The organism is Novimethylophilus kurashikiensis, assembly GCF_003112435.1.
In the GTDB taxonomy this organism is placed as follows: Bacteria; Pseudomonadota; Gammaproteobacteria; order Burkholderiales; family Methylophilaceae; genus Novimethylophilus; species Novimethylophilus kurashikiensis.
In genome coordinates this window covers 195,616-213,432 of the sequence record NZ_BDOQ01000007.1, presented here as the reverse complement: position 1 = coordinate 213,432, position 17,817 = coordinate 195,616, and the positions used below count along the sequence as shown (strand labels likewise).

25 protein-coding genes are annotated in these 17,817 nt (G+C 54.3%); 7 read left to right on the top strand and 18 right to left on the bottom strand.

What is annotated here, in order from left to right; genetic code table 11:
• Nucleotides 1-151: 151 nt before the first annotated feature.
• The 9 genes from NMK_RS10250 to NMK_RS10210 all read right to left on the bottom strand — a co-directional run bounded on the left by NMK_RS10250 (nucleotide 152) and on the right by NMK_RS10210 (nucleotide 4,747).
• Entirely contained in the window at nucleotides 152-751 is a 600-nt protein-coding gene (locus NMK_RS10250) for a hypothetical protein (protein WP_109015658.1), read from the bottom strand.
• 90 nt (nucleotides 752-841) lie between these two features.
• The gene (locus NMK_RS10245; RefSeq protein WP_109015657.1) at nucleotides 842-1,030 is read right to left on the bottom strand and encodes a hypothetical protein; all 189 of its coding nucleotides are present in this window, start codon (nucleotides 1,028-1,030) and stop codon (nucleotides 842-844) included.
• Nucleotides 1,031-1,041: 11 nt separating this feature from the next.
• On the bottom strand, nucleotides 1,042-1,251 hold the full coding sequence (locus NMK_RS10240; protein ID WP_109015656.1) for a hypothetical protein: 210 nt from the start codon (nucleotides 1,249-1,251) through the stop codon (nucleotides 1,042-1,044).
• A 69-nt stretch (nucleotides 1,252-1,320) separates the two neighbouring features.
• Complete coding sequence (locus tag NMK_RS10235; RefSeq protein ID WP_109015655.1) at nucleotides 1,321-1,785, bottom strand: hypothetical protein; 465 nt, start codon at nucleotides 1,783-1,785, stop codon at nucleotides 1,321-1,323.
• A gap of 3 nt (nucleotides 1,786-1,788) precedes the next feature.
• Complete coding sequence (locus NMK_RS10230) at nucleotides 1,789-2,013, bottom strand: hypothetical protein (RefSeq protein WP_109015654.1); 225 nt, start codon at nucleotides 2,011-2,013, stop codon at nucleotides 1,789-1,791.
• Nucleotides 2,014-2,097: 84 nt separating this feature from the next.
• Nucleotides 2,098-2,502, bottom strand: a complete 405-nt coding sequence (locus tag NMK_RS10225; RefSeq protein ID WP_181376239.1) for an NUDIX hydrolase — start codon at nucleotides 2,500-2,502, stop codon at nucleotides 2,098-2,100.
• On the bottom strand, nucleotides 2,495-2,953 hold the full coding sequence (locus NMK_RS10220; protein WP_181376238.1) for a putative phosphothreonine lyase domain-containing protein: 459 nt from the start codon (nucleotides 2,951-2,953) through the stop codon (nucleotides 2,495-2,497). The genes NMK_RS10225 and NMK_RS10220 overlap by 8 nt, the downstream gene beginning before the upstream one ends.
• Nucleotides 2,946-3,506, bottom strand: a complete 561-nt coding sequence (locus NMK_RS10215; RefSeq protein ID WP_109015651.1) for an NUDIX domain-containing protein — start codon at nucleotides 3,504-3,506, stop codon at nucleotides 2,946-2,948. The genes NMK_RS10220 and NMK_RS10215 overlap by 8 nt, the downstream gene beginning before the upstream one ends.
• On the bottom strand, nucleotides 3,503-4,747 hold the full coding sequence (locus tag NMK_RS10210) for a multifunctional CCA addition/repair protein (protein ID WP_109015650.1): 1,245 nt from the start codon (nucleotides 4,745-4,747) through the stop codon (nucleotides 3,503-3,505). Before NMK_RS10210 ends, NMK_RS10215 begins: the two co-directional genes overlap by 4 nt.
• Before the next feature lie 142 nt (nucleotides 4,748-4,889).
• Here NMK_RS10210 and NMK_RS10205 point away from each other — a divergent pair, with 142 nt between their 5' ends.
• A complete protein-coding gene (locus tag NMK_RS10205) occupies nucleotides 4,890-5,186 on the top strand; it encodes a hypothetical protein (protein ID WP_109015649.1) in 297 nt (98 codons plus the stop codon).
• Nucleotides 5,187-5,226: 40 nt separating this feature from the next.
• Here NMK_RS10205 and NMK_RS10200 read toward each other — a convergent pair whose 3' ends face one another.
• The 7 genes from NMK_RS10200 to recJ form a co-directional block, all read right to left on the bottom strand.
• Complete coding sequence (locus NMK_RS10200; RefSeq protein ID WP_109015648.1) at nucleotides 5,227-6,072, bottom strand: hypothetical protein; 846 nt, start codon at nucleotides 6,070-6,072, stop codon at nucleotides 5,227-5,229.
• Nucleotides 6,073-6,177: 105 nt separating this feature from the next.
• Nucleotides 6,178-6,510: a hypothetical protein gene (locus NMK_RS10195; protein ID WP_109015647.1), complete on the bottom strand. Its 333-nt coding sequence runs from the start codon at nucleotides 6,508-6,510 to the stop codon at nucleotides 6,178-6,180.
• 39 nt (nucleotides 6,511-6,549) lie between these two features.
• Nucleotides 6,550-7,014 (bottom strand): zinc-finger-containing protein, encoded by a 465-nt coding sequence (locus NMK_RS10190; RefSeq protein WP_109015646.1) that lies wholly within the window; start codon nucleotides 7,012-7,014, stop codon nucleotides 6,550-6,552.
• Nucleotides 7,015-7,047: 33 nt separating this feature from the next.
• Nucleotides 7,048-7,323 (bottom strand): hypothetical protein, encoded by a 276-nt coding sequence (locus NMK_RS10185; RefSeq protein ID WP_109015645.1) that lies wholly within the window; start codon nucleotides 7,321-7,323, stop codon nucleotides 7,048-7,050.
• Nucleotides 7,320-7,721: a chemotaxis response regulator CheY gene (cheY, locus tag NMK_RS10180; protein ID WP_109015644.1), complete on the bottom strand. Its 402-nt coding sequence runs from the start codon at nucleotides 7,719-7,721 to the stop codon at nucleotides 7,320-7,322. The genes NMK_RS10185 and cheY overlap by 4 nt, the downstream gene beginning before the upstream one ends.
• A gap of 12 nt (nucleotides 7,722-7,733) precedes the next feature.
• Nucleotides 7,734-8,597 (bottom strand): HDOD domain-containing protein, encoded by an 864-nt coding sequence (locus tag NMK_RS10175; RefSeq protein WP_181376237.1) that lies wholly within the window; start codon nucleotides 8,595-8,597, stop codon nucleotides 7,734-7,736.
• A gap of 382 nt (nucleotides 8,598-8,979) precedes the next feature.
• Nucleotides 8,980-10,692, bottom strand: coding sequence for a single-stranded-DNA-specific exonuclease RecJ (gene recJ / locus NMK_RS10170; RefSeq protein WP_109015642.1), 1,713 nt, complete (start codon nucleotides 10,690-10,692; stop codon nucleotides 8,980-8,982).
• Between the two features lie 192 nt (nucleotides 10,693-10,884).
• Between recJ and NMK_RS10165 the strand changes: the two genes are divergently transcribed.
• The 6 genes from NMK_RS10165 to NMK_RS10140 are packed head-to-tail and all read left to right on the top strand — an operon-like array spanning nucleotide 10,885 to nucleotide 16,839.
• Nucleotides 10,885-11,268 (top strand): hypothetical protein, encoded by a 384-nt coding sequence (locus NMK_RS10165; protein ID WP_109015641.1) that lies wholly within the window; start codon nucleotides 10,885-10,887, stop codon nucleotides 11,266-11,268.
• A gap of 2 nt (nucleotides 11,269-11,270) precedes the next feature.
• Nucleotides 11,271-13,334 carry an ATP-binding protein gene (locus tag NMK_RS10160; RefSeq protein ID WP_109015640.1) on the top strand — a complete coding sequence of 688 codons (2,064 nt, stop codon included), beginning with the start codon at nucleotides 11,271-11,273 and terminating at the stop codon, nucleotides 13,332-13,334.
• Nucleotides 13,334-14,371, top strand: coding sequence for a metallophosphoesterase (locus NMK_RS10155; RefSeq protein WP_109015639.1), 1,038 nt, complete (start codon nucleotides 13,334-13,336; stop codon nucleotides 14,369-14,371). The genes NMK_RS10160 and NMK_RS10155 overlap by 1 nt, the downstream gene beginning before the upstream one ends.
• Complete coding sequence (locus tag NMK_RS10150; protein WP_109015638.1) at nucleotides 14,371-14,781, top strand: hypothetical protein; 411 nt, start codon at nucleotides 14,371-14,373, stop codon at nucleotides 14,779-14,781. Before NMK_RS10155 ends, NMK_RS10150 begins: the two co-directional genes overlap by 1 nt.
• Before the next feature lie 42 nt (nucleotides 14,782-14,823).
• On the top strand, nucleotides 14,824-15,498 hold the full coding sequence (locus NMK_RS10145) for a hypothetical protein (protein ID WP_109015637.1): 675 nt from the start codon (nucleotides 14,824-14,826) through the stop codon (nucleotides 15,496-15,498).
• A gap of 42 nt (nucleotides 15,499-15,540) precedes the next feature.
• Nucleotides 15,541-16,839, top strand: a complete 1,299-nt coding sequence (locus NMK_RS10140; RefSeq protein ID WP_109015636.1) for a tetratricopeptide repeat protein — start codon at nucleotides 15,541-15,543, stop codon at nucleotides 16,837-16,839.
• Here NMK_RS10140 and NMK_RS10135 read toward each other — a convergent pair.
• Together NMK_RS10135 and NMK_RS10130 are read right to left on the bottom strand one after the other, a co-directional pair.
• Nucleotides 16,836-17,036 carry a hypothetical protein gene (locus NMK_RS10135; protein WP_109015635.1) on the bottom strand — a complete coding sequence of 67 codons (201 nt, stop codon included), beginning with the start codon at nucleotides 17,034-17,036 and terminating at the stop codon, nucleotides 16,836-16,838. The two genes, NMK_RS10140 and NMK_RS10135, sit on opposite strands and share 4 nt — an antisense overlap.
• Before the next feature lie 186 nt (nucleotides 17,037-17,222).
• Nucleotides 17,223-17,747 carry an HD domain-containing protein gene (locus NMK_RS10130; RefSeq protein WP_109015634.1) on the bottom strand — a complete coding sequence of 175 codons (525 nt, stop codon included), beginning with the start codon at nucleotides 17,745-17,747 and terminating at the stop codon, nucleotides 17,223-17,225.
• Nucleotides 17,748-17,817 lie beyond the last annotated feature (70 nt).

Below are 17,817 nucleotides of genomic sequence, written 5' to 3'. Positions count from 1 at the left end.
TTCCCTATAAGGAATAAAATGAAAATATTCCCGTTCGGGAATAATTCAACACATCGCCTCGGGTTTCACGCTTAATCTTCCCGCTCGGTAACTACGCTTGTTAATCAATGCGCTGATGAAAAAGCCTGGCATGTAAGCCAGGCTTGAGGAGTTACTGCAGATAGGTTTTAGCATCGAAGACAACGTCATTCCAAACAAGCGAGCCATCAGCCCGTTGCATGAAATTTGACGGCGTAAGGTCAAGCGCGCCGCCGAAGTTGCTGACGAAATCAAGCAAAGCATCGAACACCTCTTGATAGGGCTCGTCCTCCTGCTCAGACTTCTTTTGGCAAAAGTCGATACTGGCAAAATTTAACCGGTCCGACATCCTGCGATACTTATTCGGGTATTTGCGCAAGAAGACTTCATATTCCTTGGAAATGCGACGTACCGCCCGGCGGTTCTCAGTGGTTGCGATAGGCATCAACCGCTCGACATCCACCATATACACGTCCAGGCCGCGGCTAACCCCCACACCCCCATGGTCCTCAATGACCTCGGGGAATGCGATGCCAACGGACTCTCGGACAGACGCCCAGAAGCCATCGGTAAGCATGTAGTAACTCAACCTATCCGTGGTCACCTTCGTCACCTTGGAACTGTTCTCATGCTCCGCAAAGACAGAGCAAAAGGACCCTTTACCGATGCACTGGTGCCCCTTCAGCTTGGTCCGACGCAGATATCCCAAATCATTCATGTTAAGAAGACGCATTATAGTTTTCCTCATTAAGAAATATTCCTAATGGGGTATAGGCGCGCGCGGAAGAAACCCCACAGGGAATCCCGTGGGGTGAGTGTTTCTTTAAAGTTTGAATGCTCGTGCAATAGCAGAGAGGACGCCAGGCGCTTTAGTTGAGCCAGTGCGGACATCGAGGTAGCCTGTTTTCGAGACCTTCTCGGTGACATCCTCACCATCAACGATGATGCGACCGTTGATGGCCACGACATGTGTTCCGCCGATGATGGTTTTTCCGTTGATTGTGATGGCCATAGGGGTACCGCTCAGTTCCGTGTAACGTTAAGCTTGACCATCAAGTTCAAGTTTTCGCGTGTCAGGTCTTCTTCCAGGCAGCGCATTTCCTTGAAGCCATTCGCATAACTGCCGGTCTGGAACAGATAGCGCCCATTGTCAAACCCGGTGTAGGACCAACCGTCTGGCGCCAAGGCTCGGCAGACAGATTTATGGTCGGCAATAGGGGAGCTGCAGTTCATAATTTTCCTCTCATTTGTTGTTTACCTGCTCTGTATAGAAAAGCGCCCCCAAGGTGGAGACGCTTTGAGTCAGGCTTCCATGTAGATACGTTTGAACTCAGCGATGTACTTCGGCATGAAGTCATCCCAGAAAGGCTCTTGCCGCGCGTCATAGGTCACCATGAAGCGAGCAAAGTCTTCTGCGAAATACTCCTCATCCGAATCAAACACCGGTTTCCAGTCCGGCAGGCCGATAAATACGTCGCCGCCGCGCGAAATCCTAGGCGTCTCCCGAATACACTCCGCGATGCAATGACCATATTCATGGCTAATCGACATCAGGACCTCTTCTTCGATGAGCGCCGCGCTCACGTATTCCGCTGCGATGGCTTCAACGTCGATAACCAGCCGCGGCTTATTGCGGAACTGCGACATGCCGCAGTAGTAGGCAACGCGACCAGGCTTCGATTTCCTTACCTTGGCCACAATGATGTTGTCTTCAAGCCCAAACGTCGCAAGCTTGGCCAAGAATTGCTTTTTCAGTCGAGGCAACATGCTTTAGCCCTCGCTGAAAACAGGAACGGCACCGACCCACTGGGCAATCTTGCTGGAAGTCTCTTTCGTGAAGTTCCAGTAAAAAATCTGATACATCACGTTGATACCCTTGGCCTGCTTTTCACCGGTCATGATGTTGATGGTTTGGCCGCCAATCTGGAATCGAACAGGCGTTCCTTTTGGCACCATTTCGGCAGTTACTTCTGCAATCTGCTCATCACTTAACATATATCCTCCTTAGTTAAAAAATCCCTAAGTAGGTATAGCGTCAGTGAAATAAAAACCCCGTTATGAGAGCCGGGTGGTGTGTACTTAGGCTACCTGAGTATGCTTGTTTGCGAGCTGAATTAAGGAGACCATGTCTGGCGCCCAGGCAGCATGTGGAGCCGCTCTGAGGTCGATAACAACAATGGGCTCATCAGTTGTTGTCCTAGCCTCCATGTACTTGTCAGAGTGCATGTAAAAACAATGCATGACATAGGTCGGCCCACTTAGGGTATGGAAGAATTTCCAATCCTCTTCCCTGGTGACCACACCGGTTTCCTCTTCGAATTCACGGCGAACTGCTGAAGCAGGAGATTCGCCTTCTTCCACGTGGCCACCAACACCATTGAGCAACCCTGCAAGGAACGAGGGGCGATGCTTGAGAATGCCGACGAGCTTAGTGCTGTCAGGAGAGAACATCAGACCGATAACGTAATGGGTAATGTTACGCATGGAGATAAAACTCATTTTCGCCGTAGACCCTATTCTTGGTATCGATGTCGCGCTTGTATCCAAGCTGCTCAGTGAATCCCAGTTCGCGCAGCACATCGCGCGCCTCCATCAACTCATCCAGGTCAGTCCAATTTTGGGTATACACACAGATGACTTGGCGGTCGCCATACATTGCCCGGCCCAGTGCCGTAGAAACCTTGGCATGGGACAGTCGACCGGCTTTTACCGATTCAACAATTTTGTCCCAGGCATCATCAATTTCGGCGGGGCCTCGGAAGATACACCACTTTCCAGAGTGCTCAGTGCTAAAGAAAACCTCGTTTGGATTTACCACTGAATGCCAAAATTGGCTTCTATCCAGGGAGGGCTTCGGGGATGGTCGATAAAGGTACGCAAGGAATTCGTCGATATCGTCGTTATGATTGAACCCAGTGGTTTGTTTTTCAGCCACAAGCAAGCTCCTGACTCTGCATGCGTCCGAAAAGCTCATTCAGCTCAACCTTGGAGGTCGAGAAGAAGTTCATGGTCAGGAATGCGTCCCGTCCACGCGGCGCGCCATTCATACGGGCGGGATAATTGAACGCCGGCACAATCACGGCCCCCGCCACCTCAGGCGAGCGGCCAACCATCGAGGCACTTTCACGGGCAGCTTCAAGGCGGCTATAGGGCAGCTCCAGACAATAGCTGTGCATGTGCCACTCGTCATCCAGATAGGTTGCGAGCGGCCGGACATCGTCATCGTGGCCAATCTCAAAGGACGCCTCTTCAACAGCCTCCCGGCACAATGCCTCGTAAAGCGACTCGCCCGGGTCGACCTTGCCGCCCATCGTGCCAAAGGAACCATCCCAGCGCAGCAGGGAGAGCACCATCGGGTATTGGCCGCCAGCCACCTGGTTGGGTAAGCGCTTCGTATACGGCTGTCCATCCAGACAGTAGAGCCAGAGAAACACAGCGTCCTTTCCTTGGGGATGCAGGGCGCCAGCCTCGATTTTTTGTATGGTCATACTAAGTGTTCTTCCTTGAGAAGAGGGTTCTGTCTCATTGAGGCTTTTACCGCGCTCACCCGTGCCTCATGGATACGTTCCGGGATGAATGCTTTGTTTTCCGTATTTTTCGCAACTTCGCCCGCATTTACGGAACGAGCCGCGGTCATGGCCTGAACCATCAGGTCAAACTGAGGGTAGGCGCTCTCCTCCTTGCCCGCCCGGCCGCGCGCATCACAGCGGCACGCCTGCAAGAATTCAGTGAACCGCTCTGGACGCCTGAAGGCGTCTCCGTTCGATAGCAGCTTCACCAGGCTGCCCGGCCGAAGCTCCAAAGCCCGGTGCACATGCGTGTGGTACCGGCAGGTCAGCATCGCAAGCTCGCGGCAAGAGGATGGGACCTTGTATCGGTCGCAGACCGCCTCAACCAAAGGCAAGCCGAGGCCCTCATGGTCCGGATGGGACGGCCATGATTCAGATGGCGTCACCCCTTTGCCGAGGTCATGCATCAGACAGGCAAACCGAACCTCAAGGCTGGCACCGCATTTTGCCGCGTAATCGAGCACCAGATTATTGTGTATATGCACAGGGCCTTCAGGATGATGCGCCAAGGGCTGTGGGACACCATGCAAGCGGGCGACTTCCGGCAGCAGCCGATGAAGCGCACCGCACTCGAACAGCACCTCCAGCATACGTGAAGGCTTGGCTTCCATTAAGCCACGGGACAACTCCTGCCATACGCGTTCAGGCACCAGCGCATCAACCTCCCCCGCCTCAACCATGCCGCGCATCAAGGCCATGGTTTCTGGAGCCACCGAGAAGCCGTCGTACCGAGCAGCAAACCTGGCCACACGGAGAATGCGTACCGGGTCTTCGGCAAACGCCGGGCCTACGTGGCGCAATACCTTCGCAGCCAGGTCCGCCTGACCCCCAAACGGGTCGATGATATGGTCACGGTCATCCACCGCCATCGCGTTGATAGTGAGGTCGCGCCGAGACAGGTCGTCTTCCAGTGTTACATCCGGAGCAGCATAGACTGAAAACCCATGGTAGCCGGCACCCGTTTTCCGTTCCGTTCGGGCCAAGGCGTATTCATCGCCGGTATACGGATGAAGGAATACCGGAAAGTCCGCACCGACCTGCTTGTAGCCTTTAGCCACCATCTCAGCCGGAGAACTCCCCACCACAACGTAATCGTAGTCCTTCATTGGGAGCCCCATCAGGGCATCACGCACTGCGCCGCCTACCAGATAGATTTTCATTGGAGTTTGTCCTTGTTGAGCTTTAAATATATCACTATTATGTTATTTTGTCAATAAGTGTATGCTTTTGCTGCATAAATTGTTTGATTTTGCAATTTGCTGGTGCTAGCATGGTTAACAATTTCTTACGCAAGGAGGTCCTATGAATCGAAAGATTGTGTCGGATTTGGGTGTGACTGGCTTTAGTGAGCGAGTTTTATTGGAGTTGGCAAAGCCTGTTGCGATTGGTGATGCGCCGGTGGTGCCTATGGCAAACCTTCTCGCGGTGGTTGAAAATGACCCTGAGACTTTGCGTGATGCGTTAGTCGACTTGAAGCAGGGCAAGGTCCTGCCCGGCGCCGGAAAGGTCCAGGTGCTGGACTACTTTGCGGTTGCCCAAGTGGAGCAGCAGGTCTTCTACAAGTTGTCCGACCGGTTTATCGCGGCGGCCGCGCTCTAGTGCAAAGAAAAACCCGCCAAAAAGCGGCGGGTTGTGAGACTTAGTGCGTTTTGGCCTGCGTCAGGCAGTTGTTGTAGAACTGCTTGGCGTCAGTCAGTACCCCGAAAATATCCTGCTCACAATCGTACATCGTGACAGGGTATTCGGCGTTATGCGATTTTACAAAAACGGTCCATTTATCATCCGGGGTGAATTTAACGCCCTTCACCTCAAATGAGCCGTCAGCACGGACGTCGACAATTTCCACGCAAGCACCATTGCAATGCAACATGCCCTGCTCCATGGTTTCGTCCTCAGCTGCGAGTTCCAGGGCTAACACCCCAAGATTCTCCGCGGCTTTAACGAATCCCTCGGCCTCATAGGCGTCGGTGTAAACGTCGCCTACGGCCGCCAAGCTTGCCAGCGCCTTACGCATAACCTGATGACGCGCGCCACGGGTTGCCGGCCGGACCAACAGACCGCCAATCTTGTGCTCGTCGAAGTCAACGTTCCGCAGCTCAACGGCTTGAGACAGCTCCAGGGCCGAATCCATGATGAAGAAGTCCTTGTTGGCATCTTCACTGGAACGGCTCCCCTGAATGACCACCTTGCCGTCGGCGTTCGTGCCGATAATGACGAGCGTGTTGGGCGCATAGGGGCTGACATAGTTGTTCACCGCCTGCACCGCAAACCCGCTATCCGCAATCGCCAGCAAGTCGGGACTCGCCGCCAATGCCTTCGGGTCGTACGCCAGGGAATCCGGATTGGTGGCATTTTCAGCCACACGGACCAGTTCCCCTGCCTTAGTGGCCCCCAATTGGAGCATCATGGTGACCAGCGCCCCAACCTCCTTGTCGGAGAGTTCGGTGTTGATATTCAGGGACAGTGCAACATTGTATTGAGACATTTTGTTTCCTCTATTTTGTATTGACGATGGGTTGTTTCCTACCTGGATGTATAGGCAGGAAAACAAAAATCCCCGGCAAGCCGGGGATGTGAGTTTCGTAATGTGTTACTGAATCTGCTTGCCCAGATTTTCCGGCTTAAAACCGACCTCAGCCATGGTTGTGGCTGCGAAAGCATTCGCATCAGCCCAATAGGCCTTATCCGTGGTTATTCCAACGGTGTTGTCGAAGAATAGGACCGAGAGGATTACTTCCCGGGTAGTTCCATGCTTCTTGGCCAGCGGGTCGATAGTGCTGGTCAACCACAACTGCCGACGTGTCTCAAGGTTTTCCTTCGCCTGAGCCAGCGCCTCATCATGAGGAAGGTTATAGCGCACCATCAAATTGCTTACTTCGAGCCGCAGCCCAACCGGTGTTGCGTTAATTTCTGCTTCAGTCATAAACCCTCCATGAGTTAAATTCCACTCACGGTATAGCCCTCATCCCTTACGGGCAGTCAGAATCTTGATAGCGGTGTTGCATTGAGCAACATCAAACCAGCCAAAATGGCAGGACTCCTTTGGAATATTCATTTCCTTGGCCAGCCAGGCATAAGCCGCGCTACGGGACATCTTCCCGCCCTGCCAAATCGGATTGAAAAGGTTCTTGGCCCTTTTGCGAGCATCACGTATCTCGGCCGTCGCCAAGGTTCCCAGGGGAATGTCTGTATTGGGGTGCATGCCCACATAAGCGCGACAGCGAGTCCCCGTGCAAAGATAAGCCCATGGCCAGTCTCCATACGGTTTACCGTATATCTCGGCATTGTTCACCAGCCGGACAGGTGACTCACAATGAGGGCAAACTGTGGGCGCAGGCAATGAGTCTTTTACACGAAGAATTGCCTGCACTGATACCGGCGGAAGAACTGTATTCGAAGCCATAAAAAGTCCCTTCAGGAGCGACATTTATACTTCAAATATGTGTGAAGGTCAAGTTAGTTATGGGTCTTGATGGTGAACGACAGGACTTTTACCTACCTTAACCTGGGAGGGAACTTGTACTTTGTTAACAGGTTCAGCGCAGCGCTCAACCTGCCCAGAGTCTTTTGCGGCCAATACGCAGGCATACGCCTTGGCCATTTCTTCGGATTGATGCTTTAGATAGGCGACAACACTGGCTTTATAGGCAATGAAAATTGCCGGGTCGTCGCCTTTGATTGCCGCTGCTTGCGCGTTTGATGCAAACAGAAGCCAGACGCCCAACAGCCAAATCATGCCACGGTAGCGAGGCCGTGCTTGGCAAAGACCTTTTCGAGCTTTTCGAGGAGGGTCGCCTTCGTGAATGGCTTGATGATGTAGCCAGAAGCACCTGCTTGGGCTGCCGCGATGACGTTTTCCTTCTTTGCCTCTGCGGTCACCATCAGCACAGGGAGATGCTTCAGCTTGGCATCGGCGCGAATATTTCGAAGGAGCGTGATGCCGTCCATGTTCGGCATATTCCAATCTGTCACGACGAAATCGAAGTTGCCCGATTGAAGCCTTGCCAGAGCTACCGCGCCGTCTTCAGCCTCTTCGACATTGCTGTATCCCGATTCCTTCAATAAGGTACGGACGATACGGCGCATGGTGGCGAAATCATCCACCACCAGGAACTTCAGATTTTGGTTGGCCATGGAACTGTATATCTAGCCTCGGTAGGATTGAGCCTCACGCAGCTCATCGCAAACGTAGGAGTAGATAAAATCAAGGTCAGCTTCGCTGGTGCCGAGTTGATGAAGCGCGGCCGGGCCATGCAACTTCCACTCCGTCTCCTGCTCTACGTCGAGGAACCGGTTGACCATGTAGTCCGCAACGATGGAGATGCACCGCAATAGCTTGCCTTGCGGGTCTACATCACTCTTCAGGCCATACAGCGGGTCGACCGAATGGTGCTCGCGAATGGCGACGCAGATATTTTCAGGAAGGTGCCATTCCTGCGCCAACGCCGCGCCGACGATAGCGTGGTTGGTGCCGAACATATCGTTTTCCAGCGCGATAAAGGGCTTCACTGCCTTATTTGCCTGCGCCAAGACGTCCTTGTAGTTCTCGAACCAGGTAAACATGATGGGAATACCGCAGTCATTGAACAAGCCGAACGTGAATGCGATATCGGCTTGCATCAAGCTCAGGTAGCGGGCGATGCGGGCGCAAGCAATGGCATGGTAGGTCGAGCGGTCCCAGAAGCGCTCCAGCATATTGTTGGCAGGGAATGCGTTACGCAAGGCCAGCATGGTCACAATTTGAATCACCGTACGTGAGCCAAGAATGGTCATCGCCTGCTTCACGGCCGATGCCTTACGAGACAAGCCGTAATACGGGGAATTGGCCGTTTTAAGGACAGCGCTAGCTAAACCGACGTCGCCGGAAATGAGTTTATCCAGTTTGTCGAAGTCCGGGAATTCTTCATGACTTTCATTAATCAGCGCAGTGACCACTCGGGGGCAAGGCGGAATGCGCATATTGACAAGCAGTTGCTCTGCCGCAACCTGCGGTACAGCCATACTAGACATTGTGCAATCTCCATAATTCACGCAACTTTGCCGTGGCCGTTGCGAAAAGAAATAGGCCGAATCATCGGCCATACAGAGATAAGTATATCACCAAATGCATATTAATGACACCCATTAGCTGATAAAAAAGCCGCGGAATACCGCGGCTTAGTTGAGTCGAATTCATTAGCTACTCAATTTATCTGCAAACTGGCGAGCCCGGCTGCGACTGTCCGGCCCTGTGAAATGGGTTGGAGTGCCATTGCAAAGGACGACGGTCCCAGTTGCATGGTTTCCGTAATACTTTCTGGCAGCAATAACCTCTACGAAATGCTTAGGCATGATGTTCCCTTTTTGTCCTGTGAGCTGAGTATAGGCTTCTAGCGCTCAGACCACGGGCCCATTACAAGATGTGGTCAACCAAAAGCTTCACTACCTCGCGCCCCTTGGGGTCAACCGTCAAATTAAGCTTGTATACGAGCTTGACCGAACCTTCTGGAATAGGTCCTTCATGCCGGAATCGAGTTGCCTGCAGCTCGCAACCATCTCGCTCGAGCGTCATGTTGAGCTGGTCCTTGAAGATGCCTGTGATTTTGGCTGATTGCACGTAAAAGGTATCGCAGAATGCTGGCTCAGGAAATCCCTGGCCCCATACGGGGACTCGAAGCTTTCGAGCGGTAGCTGGCGAGAAATCATGCCCAGCAAGCGACCCATCCACTTCAACCTTCTGGTTGAGGATTTCGTCGGTCAAAAGCTCGCACGCCACCTCTTCAAAGGCACGCTGGAACTCAGCCACGCCCCCAGCCTTCAGTGTCACCCCGGCAGCCATGGCATGCCCGCCGAACTTAACCATGAGACCTGGGCATAGCTTATCGACCATATCCAACGCATCCTTCAGGTTGAATCCAGGAATGGACCGGCCGGAGCCTTTAATTTCACCAGAATCTGCCGTAGTAAGCACAAAGGTTGGGCGATATCGCTTTTCCTTGATGCGCCCCGCCACAATCCCGATGACCCCTGCATGCCACTCTGGATGGTGCACCACAATTGATTGGCGACCCTCCACAATCAGCGCCATCGCCTGCTTCACGGCATCATCAATGGTGTCGTATTCAATCTGGCGGCGCTCCTGATTGATGGTATCCAGCCGTTCCGCCAGAGCCTCTGCGTGAGCGGCCTCATCGGAAAGGAGACACTCAATACCAATAGCCATGGATTCGAGTCGACCGGCCGCATTGATGCGTGGGCCGATGCCAAAGGCGATATCAGTCGTTACCAGGGCTCGCGGGTCACAACGGTTGAATGCGCCAGCCGTGGCCAACGCCTCAATACCGGGAAACACCTCCCCTGCACGAATCTTATCCAGCCCCGCTTGAATCAACACGCGATTATTGTGGTCGAGTGCGACGACGTCTGCCACGGTGCCTACCGCTACCAAAGGCAAAAGGCTACTCACCTTGAAACCCGGCGCAATCGGCCTGTCTCGGCGACGCAACTCATCCTGCAAGGCCCAGAGCACGTACCAGATAACACCACATCCAGCCAGAGCCTTGGATGGAAAATCACATCCCGGCTGCGAAGGGTCTACAATCACCTCGGCATTTGGCAGTCCGAGAACCTTGCTTGGCAAATGGTGGTCGGTCACCACCACATCCAAACCCAGTGACTTCGCGTGTGCGATACCCGCATGGCTGGCAATTCCATTGTCGACGGTGAGAAGCACCTCCGGGGTGCCGGGATTCTCCATCGCGAGGTCGACAACGCTTGGCGTTAAGCCGTAGCCGTGCACCATCCGGTCAGGAACCAGATAAGTGACATCGGCACCGAATGCCCGCAGCCCTCGAACAGCAATCGCACAAGCCGTTGCCCCATCACAATCGTAGTCTGCTACCACGACCAGCTTGCGCTTAAGAAGGATGGCGTCAGCCAGGAATTCAGCCGCCTCTGCTGCGCCTTTGAGCAAGGAATGATGATGCAACCGACCCAAGTCTCCAGCTAACTCGGATTTGGATTTGATACCGCGACCGGCGAGCACGCGCGCAAGGATGGGCGAACATCCCTCGCGGACCAGTTTCATGGCGTCTATAGGCGAATACGCGCGGTGCGAAAGTTGCATCTTGGTTGAATCTGATAATGAATGGTTTAAATGTATCATGTAACAGTATAAACGTCAATTAATTAATATTTTATGGCGGTTTATTGCTGTTGTTTAACTTAACAATTAACTGGACAATATTGCTTTAATGTGGTAGACTGTTTTCAATCATTTAGTTAATTTCTTACCGGCGCTGCCGGACTGGAGAACCCTATGGCTACTGCTGTTGAGCAACTCGAACAAGGCAAAAAGAGACTTGAATCCCTAACCGTCCGTCGTCAGCACGCCCAGGTGCAATTGGAGGCTGGCCGTCAGCAGCTGGCGGATGCACAGCGTGAGGCGATGGAGCGTTATGGTACCGCGGACCTCGCGGAGCTGAAGCGGATTCTGGCTCGCCAGGAGGCCGACAATGAGCGTGCGCTAGGCGAGTTCCAGACCTCTGTTGCCGAATTCGAAGGATTCATTTCTAAAATCGAAGCGGCCTTGGCTGACCCCGTCGCCATGGCGAGCCTGTTGGCCTCGATGCCTGAACAAGCGGCGCCAGTGTCGCCGGCTGAAGCCGCGCCTGCCCCCGCCTTCTCTTCTGAGGATATCTAACGATGACGACCCCGGTCGACCTGGAACAGCTTGGCCGCCGCTTCCTGTCGGCGCAAATGCGGTTTTCAAGCCTGCAAGGTCAGGCGCATGAGTTGGGTACTCAAAAATCCAAGCTTTCCCGCGACATATCGCTCGCCAAAGCACGTATTGAGCTGGCGCCACAAGTCACTGAGGTATTCAACTACCTTCAGGAAAAGGCGCATGCCAAGGCTGTGGGTGAGTTTGAAGCCCTGCTGACCGCCTTTGTAGACGACGTTGTTCCAGAAGCTGGTTCAATCAGGCTCGAGCTGGGTACAGAACGCGGTGCTCCTGCGCTCGATATTCGCCTCGACAATAACGGCGACCTTGAAGATATTTTGGATGGTAATGGTGGTGGCTTGACCAATGTGGTGGTCACTGGCCTCACCTATGCGGCCCGTTCGCGGACCAGCACCCGTCCTGTTGTGGTGCTCGATGAACCAGATTGCTGGCTGAAGGCTAGCCGGGTTCCGGCGTTCACCAATGTGATTGCTGAGGTGGCTAATCCGCGAGTGCTGCCGGATGGCACCCTGTATCATGGCTGCCAAACCCTCATGATTTCTCATAACGACCTCAGCTTGATGTCGGAGGGCGCGCATATCCACGCGGTTCAGCTCGATATGGAGATTGAATCGTTTGCAGACCGTATCGGCGCTGAAGTGCGCTATGTCGGCGCCCCCACTGAAAGAGCTTACGTTGTTTTTGTGCCAGGGCGAGGCAAGTCGCGTGACGTGGTTGAAGTGCGCTATCGCGACGACTCCGCCCCACTCTCCCCGGATAGTGAAGAAGACGCACTCCGGGCGGGCTATCCCTATGTGGAATCGCTGGAAGGCGGTCGCGCATGGGCAAGCACGGATGATGTTGGTGTGCGCTGGGTTGAGGCAGAAAATCTGCGCCGTCATGTGAAGACGCGTATTGAATTGTCGTCCGGCCTGAATGTGTTGTCCGGCGATATCAACGGCGGCAAGAGCACGCTGTTCATTACAGCTTTCCGCGCGATGGCCTACGGCGAATCCGATGACACCATGATTCGTCACGGTGCAGATGAGTTTGTTGTTCGCCTGGGCCTCGAGAACGAGGTGGTACTGGAAATGGTGCGCCAACGTAAAGGCTCACCTAAGGTTTTGTTCCGCCGCTACGACAGCGCCGCTGAATTCAAGGCTGGCAAGCCAACACACCAAGGCCCGCAGGAAAAGAAAGGCTCCGCGCCCAAGTTCATTACTGAGGTGCTGCGCATCAACCGTGTGGATGACCTGGATATTCAGCTGCGTAGCCAGAAAATGCCGGTCTTCCTGCTGAATGAATCCGCCTCTCGCCGTGCCCAACTGCTATCTGTTGGCAAGGAGTCCGGCCTGCTGCAGGAGTTGATTGAAAAGCACCGCCAGTCCCTGCGTACCGACCGTGACAACATCAAGCGTGATGAGGTGGACCTCAATCAAGTGTCCTGCAAGCTGCGTGCGCTAGCCCCTTTGAGCGGTATTTCCGCGTTGGTCGACATCATGCAGGCGTTGCAGGTAGATGCCGAAAACGCACAAGCCACTTTGCGCGCTACGCGTGAGCTGGTGGCACGGATGGGGCCACTCCAATCCCGGGTGTCCTTCTTGGCTGGACATGAAGAAGGCTTGCGTACCGATATTGCGGTGCCTGCAATTCAGGACACGACCGCATTGAAGCTACTGATAAATCGTCTTGAGTCCAACCAGGGTAAGGCATTGCTGCCCATGCCCGGCGCGTTGCCGGCGTTGCCGAAGTTACATGACACCACGGCGCTGTTCGACCTGATGCGCAAGCTGAAGCGCTGCACCATGTATTCCTCAGCTGTTGGGGTGGTGCCGGCGGTACCTCAAGTGCCGGAGCTGAAGAACCCACTCGATTTGAAGTCGCTGGTGGAGAAGCTGGAACGCCAAGCCGCCTCGGTCAAGACCTTGGAAGCTGGTGCCACGACGCTGGTCAAGGAAGAAAAGCAGGCGGATACCGACCTGCACAGCTTGATGGATAGCCTTGGGGTTTGCCCGGTCTGCAACAAGCCATTTGAAGAGGTGCATTAATGAATTCGATTCGAACCAAGGTGTATTCTGAGCCCATCAAGGGCTTCGATGGCATTCTGTTCATTGGCGACCTGCATCTGGCGAGCGGGAAAGTCGGCCGTCGTATCGACGATTATGCTGCCGCGGTGCTGCGCAAGCTGTCGCAAGCCGCTCGCATCTGTAATGAGCGTAATCTTTTCCCGGTGGGGTTGGGTGACCTCTTCCATCGTGCGCGCGAAAACAACCTGGAATTGCTGGCGCAGGTCATGGCGGCATTCCGTGAGTTCAAGTTGCCGCCAGGTGTCCTGCCGGAAATGCTGGGGGGTTCTCACGACCGTACCGAAAGCTGGTTTACCCACAAGGATGCGGCATACCTCATGGCGAATGCTGGTGTCCTTAATCTGATTGACCAGCCCGGCAAGGTCTTGTCCCTCGATATCAAAGGCACCATCGTTAACCTATGGGCGACCCCGGCGGGCTTCCGTATTCCGGCCAGCATCGCGGCTGAGCCAGGCACCCGCAACATCATGGTGACCCATGAGGATTTCGACTTCAACGGCCTCTACCCGGATGGGCAGGAACTGAAGGAAATCGAAGGGTGCGACATGCTGGTCAACGGCCACATGCATACGCCCTGCCCGATGGTTCTGAAGGGTCGCATGGCCTGCCATAACCCCGGCAGTGTGTCGCGCGTCTCCGTAGACCTCAAGAAGCACAAGCCTGTCGTTTCTGTGTGGACCCCGGCGCATGGTATTAGCCTGGAATCGGTACCGCTGGAATTTGCCGAGGATGTGTTCGACCTCACCGGCAAGGAAGTGTATGCCGCGGCGCCAGGCGAGCTTAAGGCAGCGCTGCCTAAGGGCCTGCGCTTGTCTTCGTTCGCGTCAAAGCTGCGCGAGACTGATACGCTGGAAGCTGGCCGAACCGATGACGGCTCGGTGATGGTTGAAGAACTGGAGGAATACTTCTCCATGTTCGAGAAGCCAGGGGTGTTGAAAACCTTCATTACCAGCCTGCTCGAAGAAGTGGTAGAAGAACGCCAGAAGAAGGCAGCTTAATGTCTGCGCTCGAGCTGGTGATGCTCACAGAGAAGCAGGAATTGGCCCTGGATGCTTGTCATGCTTCTCAACCGATATGCCTGGTTGACGCAGATATCACAAAGCCGTTTGTATATGACCGCTGGTATGGCTTCTTTTACGTGCCGCCAGGGTATCACCAGCTCTCCATGGCGACCCTGCTTGCGTTCCACCATGGAGAGCATCGTGCCGTCGAAGCTGCAAAAAAGCTTGGCCTGGCATTTTCAGGTGGCGCGGCAGAGCACTGGTTGAAAACTATCCCTGGCGCTGCATTCAAGTCCTCTCAAGGGCGGTTGATTGCGGTCGGCACATTCCGGAACCTCTCACCTCTCGAACGTCGCGTGTTTGGCGGAAATCTCGACAATTTGAAGTTGGCGCAGCCCCCAACTTAAGGTTCGAAGCTATACAGATACTCACACTCTAGTGGAGTATCCATGAAAAAACTCGCATTCCTGGTCTTGGCCCTCTTCGCGGGCGGCGCGTCAGCAGCCACCTCTTCGCTGACTTCCTGGACGGGCGCAACCAAGAGCGTCACTGTGGCCCCGGCCATCATTACCAACAGCCTTAAGCCTTTGGTAGTTTCCTCCATCAACACTTCCAAGCCTCTGCAGGCGGCGTACGCCGGAACCGCAAAGGCGTCCTTCGGTTTTACCGAGGATACTGGCTACAGAAATGGTTACCAGACCTCGTATTTCAACACTGCCTCGGCAACAGGCAAGGTCAACCTGACCGCCACGATGTCGGCCAATGCTAGCGTGGCTAACTTCACGGGCACCTTCTCTGGGTTTACCCCGGACGCCGTCACGCTGGTGGACGCGCCCAAGGACTTCAACCAGAAAGCTGTAGCAACGGTCCTGCCGGCATCTGTGCCATTCACCGGCACCATCGCAGGTAATACCGTGAGCGGCACTGCCGGCTCTCGTGTCGGCGTGTATGACGCAACGCAGTTCTATTCGCCGCAGAACCTCACCCGTACGAAGGATGCGCTGCCTAACAGCATCAGCCTGAATGTGGATGTGATGAGCCCGCGCGTTTACTACCCGCAGGGCAACGGTGGTTACCAGGTACTCACCTCAGTGAACTACTCGGGTACGGCGACCCGCAAGTAACCCTTAACCTAACGAACCAGAGGGCCATTAGGCCCTCTTTTATTGGCCATGCGACTCCTACCATTACTTGTATCCCTAACCCTATTGCAAGCAGGTGCTGCGGCATCTGGTTGCGTTCTGGACGACAAGCGCGCGGCAAATCCTGAAGAGCATAACGAAGCGCTGTTCGAGCAGGGGCTTTGCTTTGAAGAAGCTAGCCAATTTGCCGAGGCTAAGGAAGCCTTTGAGGCAATTCTGGCCACCCAGGAAACACCGCGGCTGAATTTCGAACTCGGCAAGACCTATTTGCAGCTGGGTCTAGGCCAGGAAGGCCTTCAGCAGTTCCAGCGCGCGCTGGATTCCAACCCGCCTCCGGAAGTGCAGGACCTGATAGCGGCCGAGGTGGCCCGCGTCGGGCTGGTGCCAGAATCCGTGCTTACCGGGTTGCATACGGCATCCGGACTGGCAGGGAGTGGATGGCACGGAGATATGCGGATAGGTCGGATTTACGACTCCAATGTGAATAGTGGCCCTGTTTCCGATACCGTGATGCTGTTTGGATTGCCGTTTCAACTGAATAGCGATGCCAAGCCGAGAAGCGACATGGGGACGAAATATGCAGGGCATCTCTCGTACCGTGTGCTTAGCGAAACGTCGGGATTCGACATCTCAGGCGGGGCCGAAGGCACGGTCTTTGACAACGCTAGTGATTGGAACAGGAATACCTTCAACCTCGATGCCACCAAATTCTGGACGCACCAAAACACCTTGGGTGGGATTTCGGTATCGACCTCTGCAGACCTCCTGGACCAAGAGGTATTGCGTCGCATGACCATGGGCAGCGTACTTGGGAAATGGCAGCCCAAAAGCTGGAACGGCTCGCTGCTACTTGGCGGTACAGTCTCGGGTGGCCGTGTGCTGTATGGTGGAACATCTGCTTATGCCGCCACACGAACAAGTTTGACGCTGGAGTCTGTTTACCAGCCGTCGGGGACGGGGAAAGTGTTTGGGCAGGTGGTCCTTGCCAAGGAAGATGCTGAGTCTGACCTCAACACCTTTACCGAGGCAGGGGTGACGATGGGTGCAGAGAAATCCTGGACTGCCAACCTAGGGTTCAAGGAGGCGTCCAAGGTCACGGTTGACGTGACGGATTCAGTGACGCGCCGGAAGTACCAGGGCTATAACGTCCTGTTTGATGCAACCCGCGAAGATACGGTGCATCGAGTTTCCGGCGCCATCGAAGTCTCGCTACCGGTAGGTGCCGTGTTGGTCAGCCTGACCTCGGAGACTTCCCGGTCTACCATCAGCCTCTACCAGACCAAGCATCAGGTCGTAGGGCTTGAGTGGCATGTTCCGTTCTAGCCGAAGACGCGACCGTAGTCCTTGTATTTGAGCTTGGCGTAGATATCCCAGCGAACTTCGTCGGAACCAAAGCGAAACGCGTGCAAGGTTGCAGGGTCTGCCTCCAGCTTGGCCACGACCGGTTTATCCCAGTCATGAACACGCGACGGCTCTTCATTGCGCAGGATGGAAATTAAGGTAACTGCGTCTGAGTACATATTATTCTATTCTCCAAATAAGTTTAGCCTTAAGCTATCAAGAATCATGCCACTCACAAAACATATGTTAACTTAACAATGTTTTAGATTTATGACAGGATTTCGAGAGCAAAATAATGCCTTCGAGAGGTGCACCTGCACCATTAGTTAACAACTCAAGTTGTTAGAGTTGCGCCGGGAGGCGCATTAGGCGGCAGCTTGGAGAGCCTGCTTCTGATGGCAAAGGGATTCCAGGTCGGAAACCATTGCTTCTTGTGTTTTTGTGAGCTTACGGCCGGCACGCAACCGCTCAATCAGCACCAGCGTATCCCGGACCATCTTGGGCGTCGGGGCATCACTGATGTTATGTAGTCGGTCGGCAAGCTTGATAACCAAGGCATAGCCTGAAATGCTCAGGAGCTTCTTGGACTGGTACTCCAGCTTGCCATGACGCAAAATTTCTTCCTTGTCATTGGTGAGCTCGAGCACCAATGAGGCGACGAACACACCGAATCGCCGTGAAATCTCCTCGATGGTGGTCGACGTATCTTCTACGACATCATGAAGCATGGCCGCCACAATAAGCTCTCTCAGCCGCTTGGAGCGCTTGTATGCCGCAACCAGGTAGCTCACCGCCACAGGATGGGTAATATATGGCTCACCGGAACCCCGGCGAACCTGACCCTTGTGACGTTGTTTTGCGAATTGAAGCGCGTCCAGTACTTCTTGCATGATTGGCTCCTTTGATGGTGGTACTATATCAAACTAACCAACAATTGTCAAGAGCATTGCGCTCCTGAAG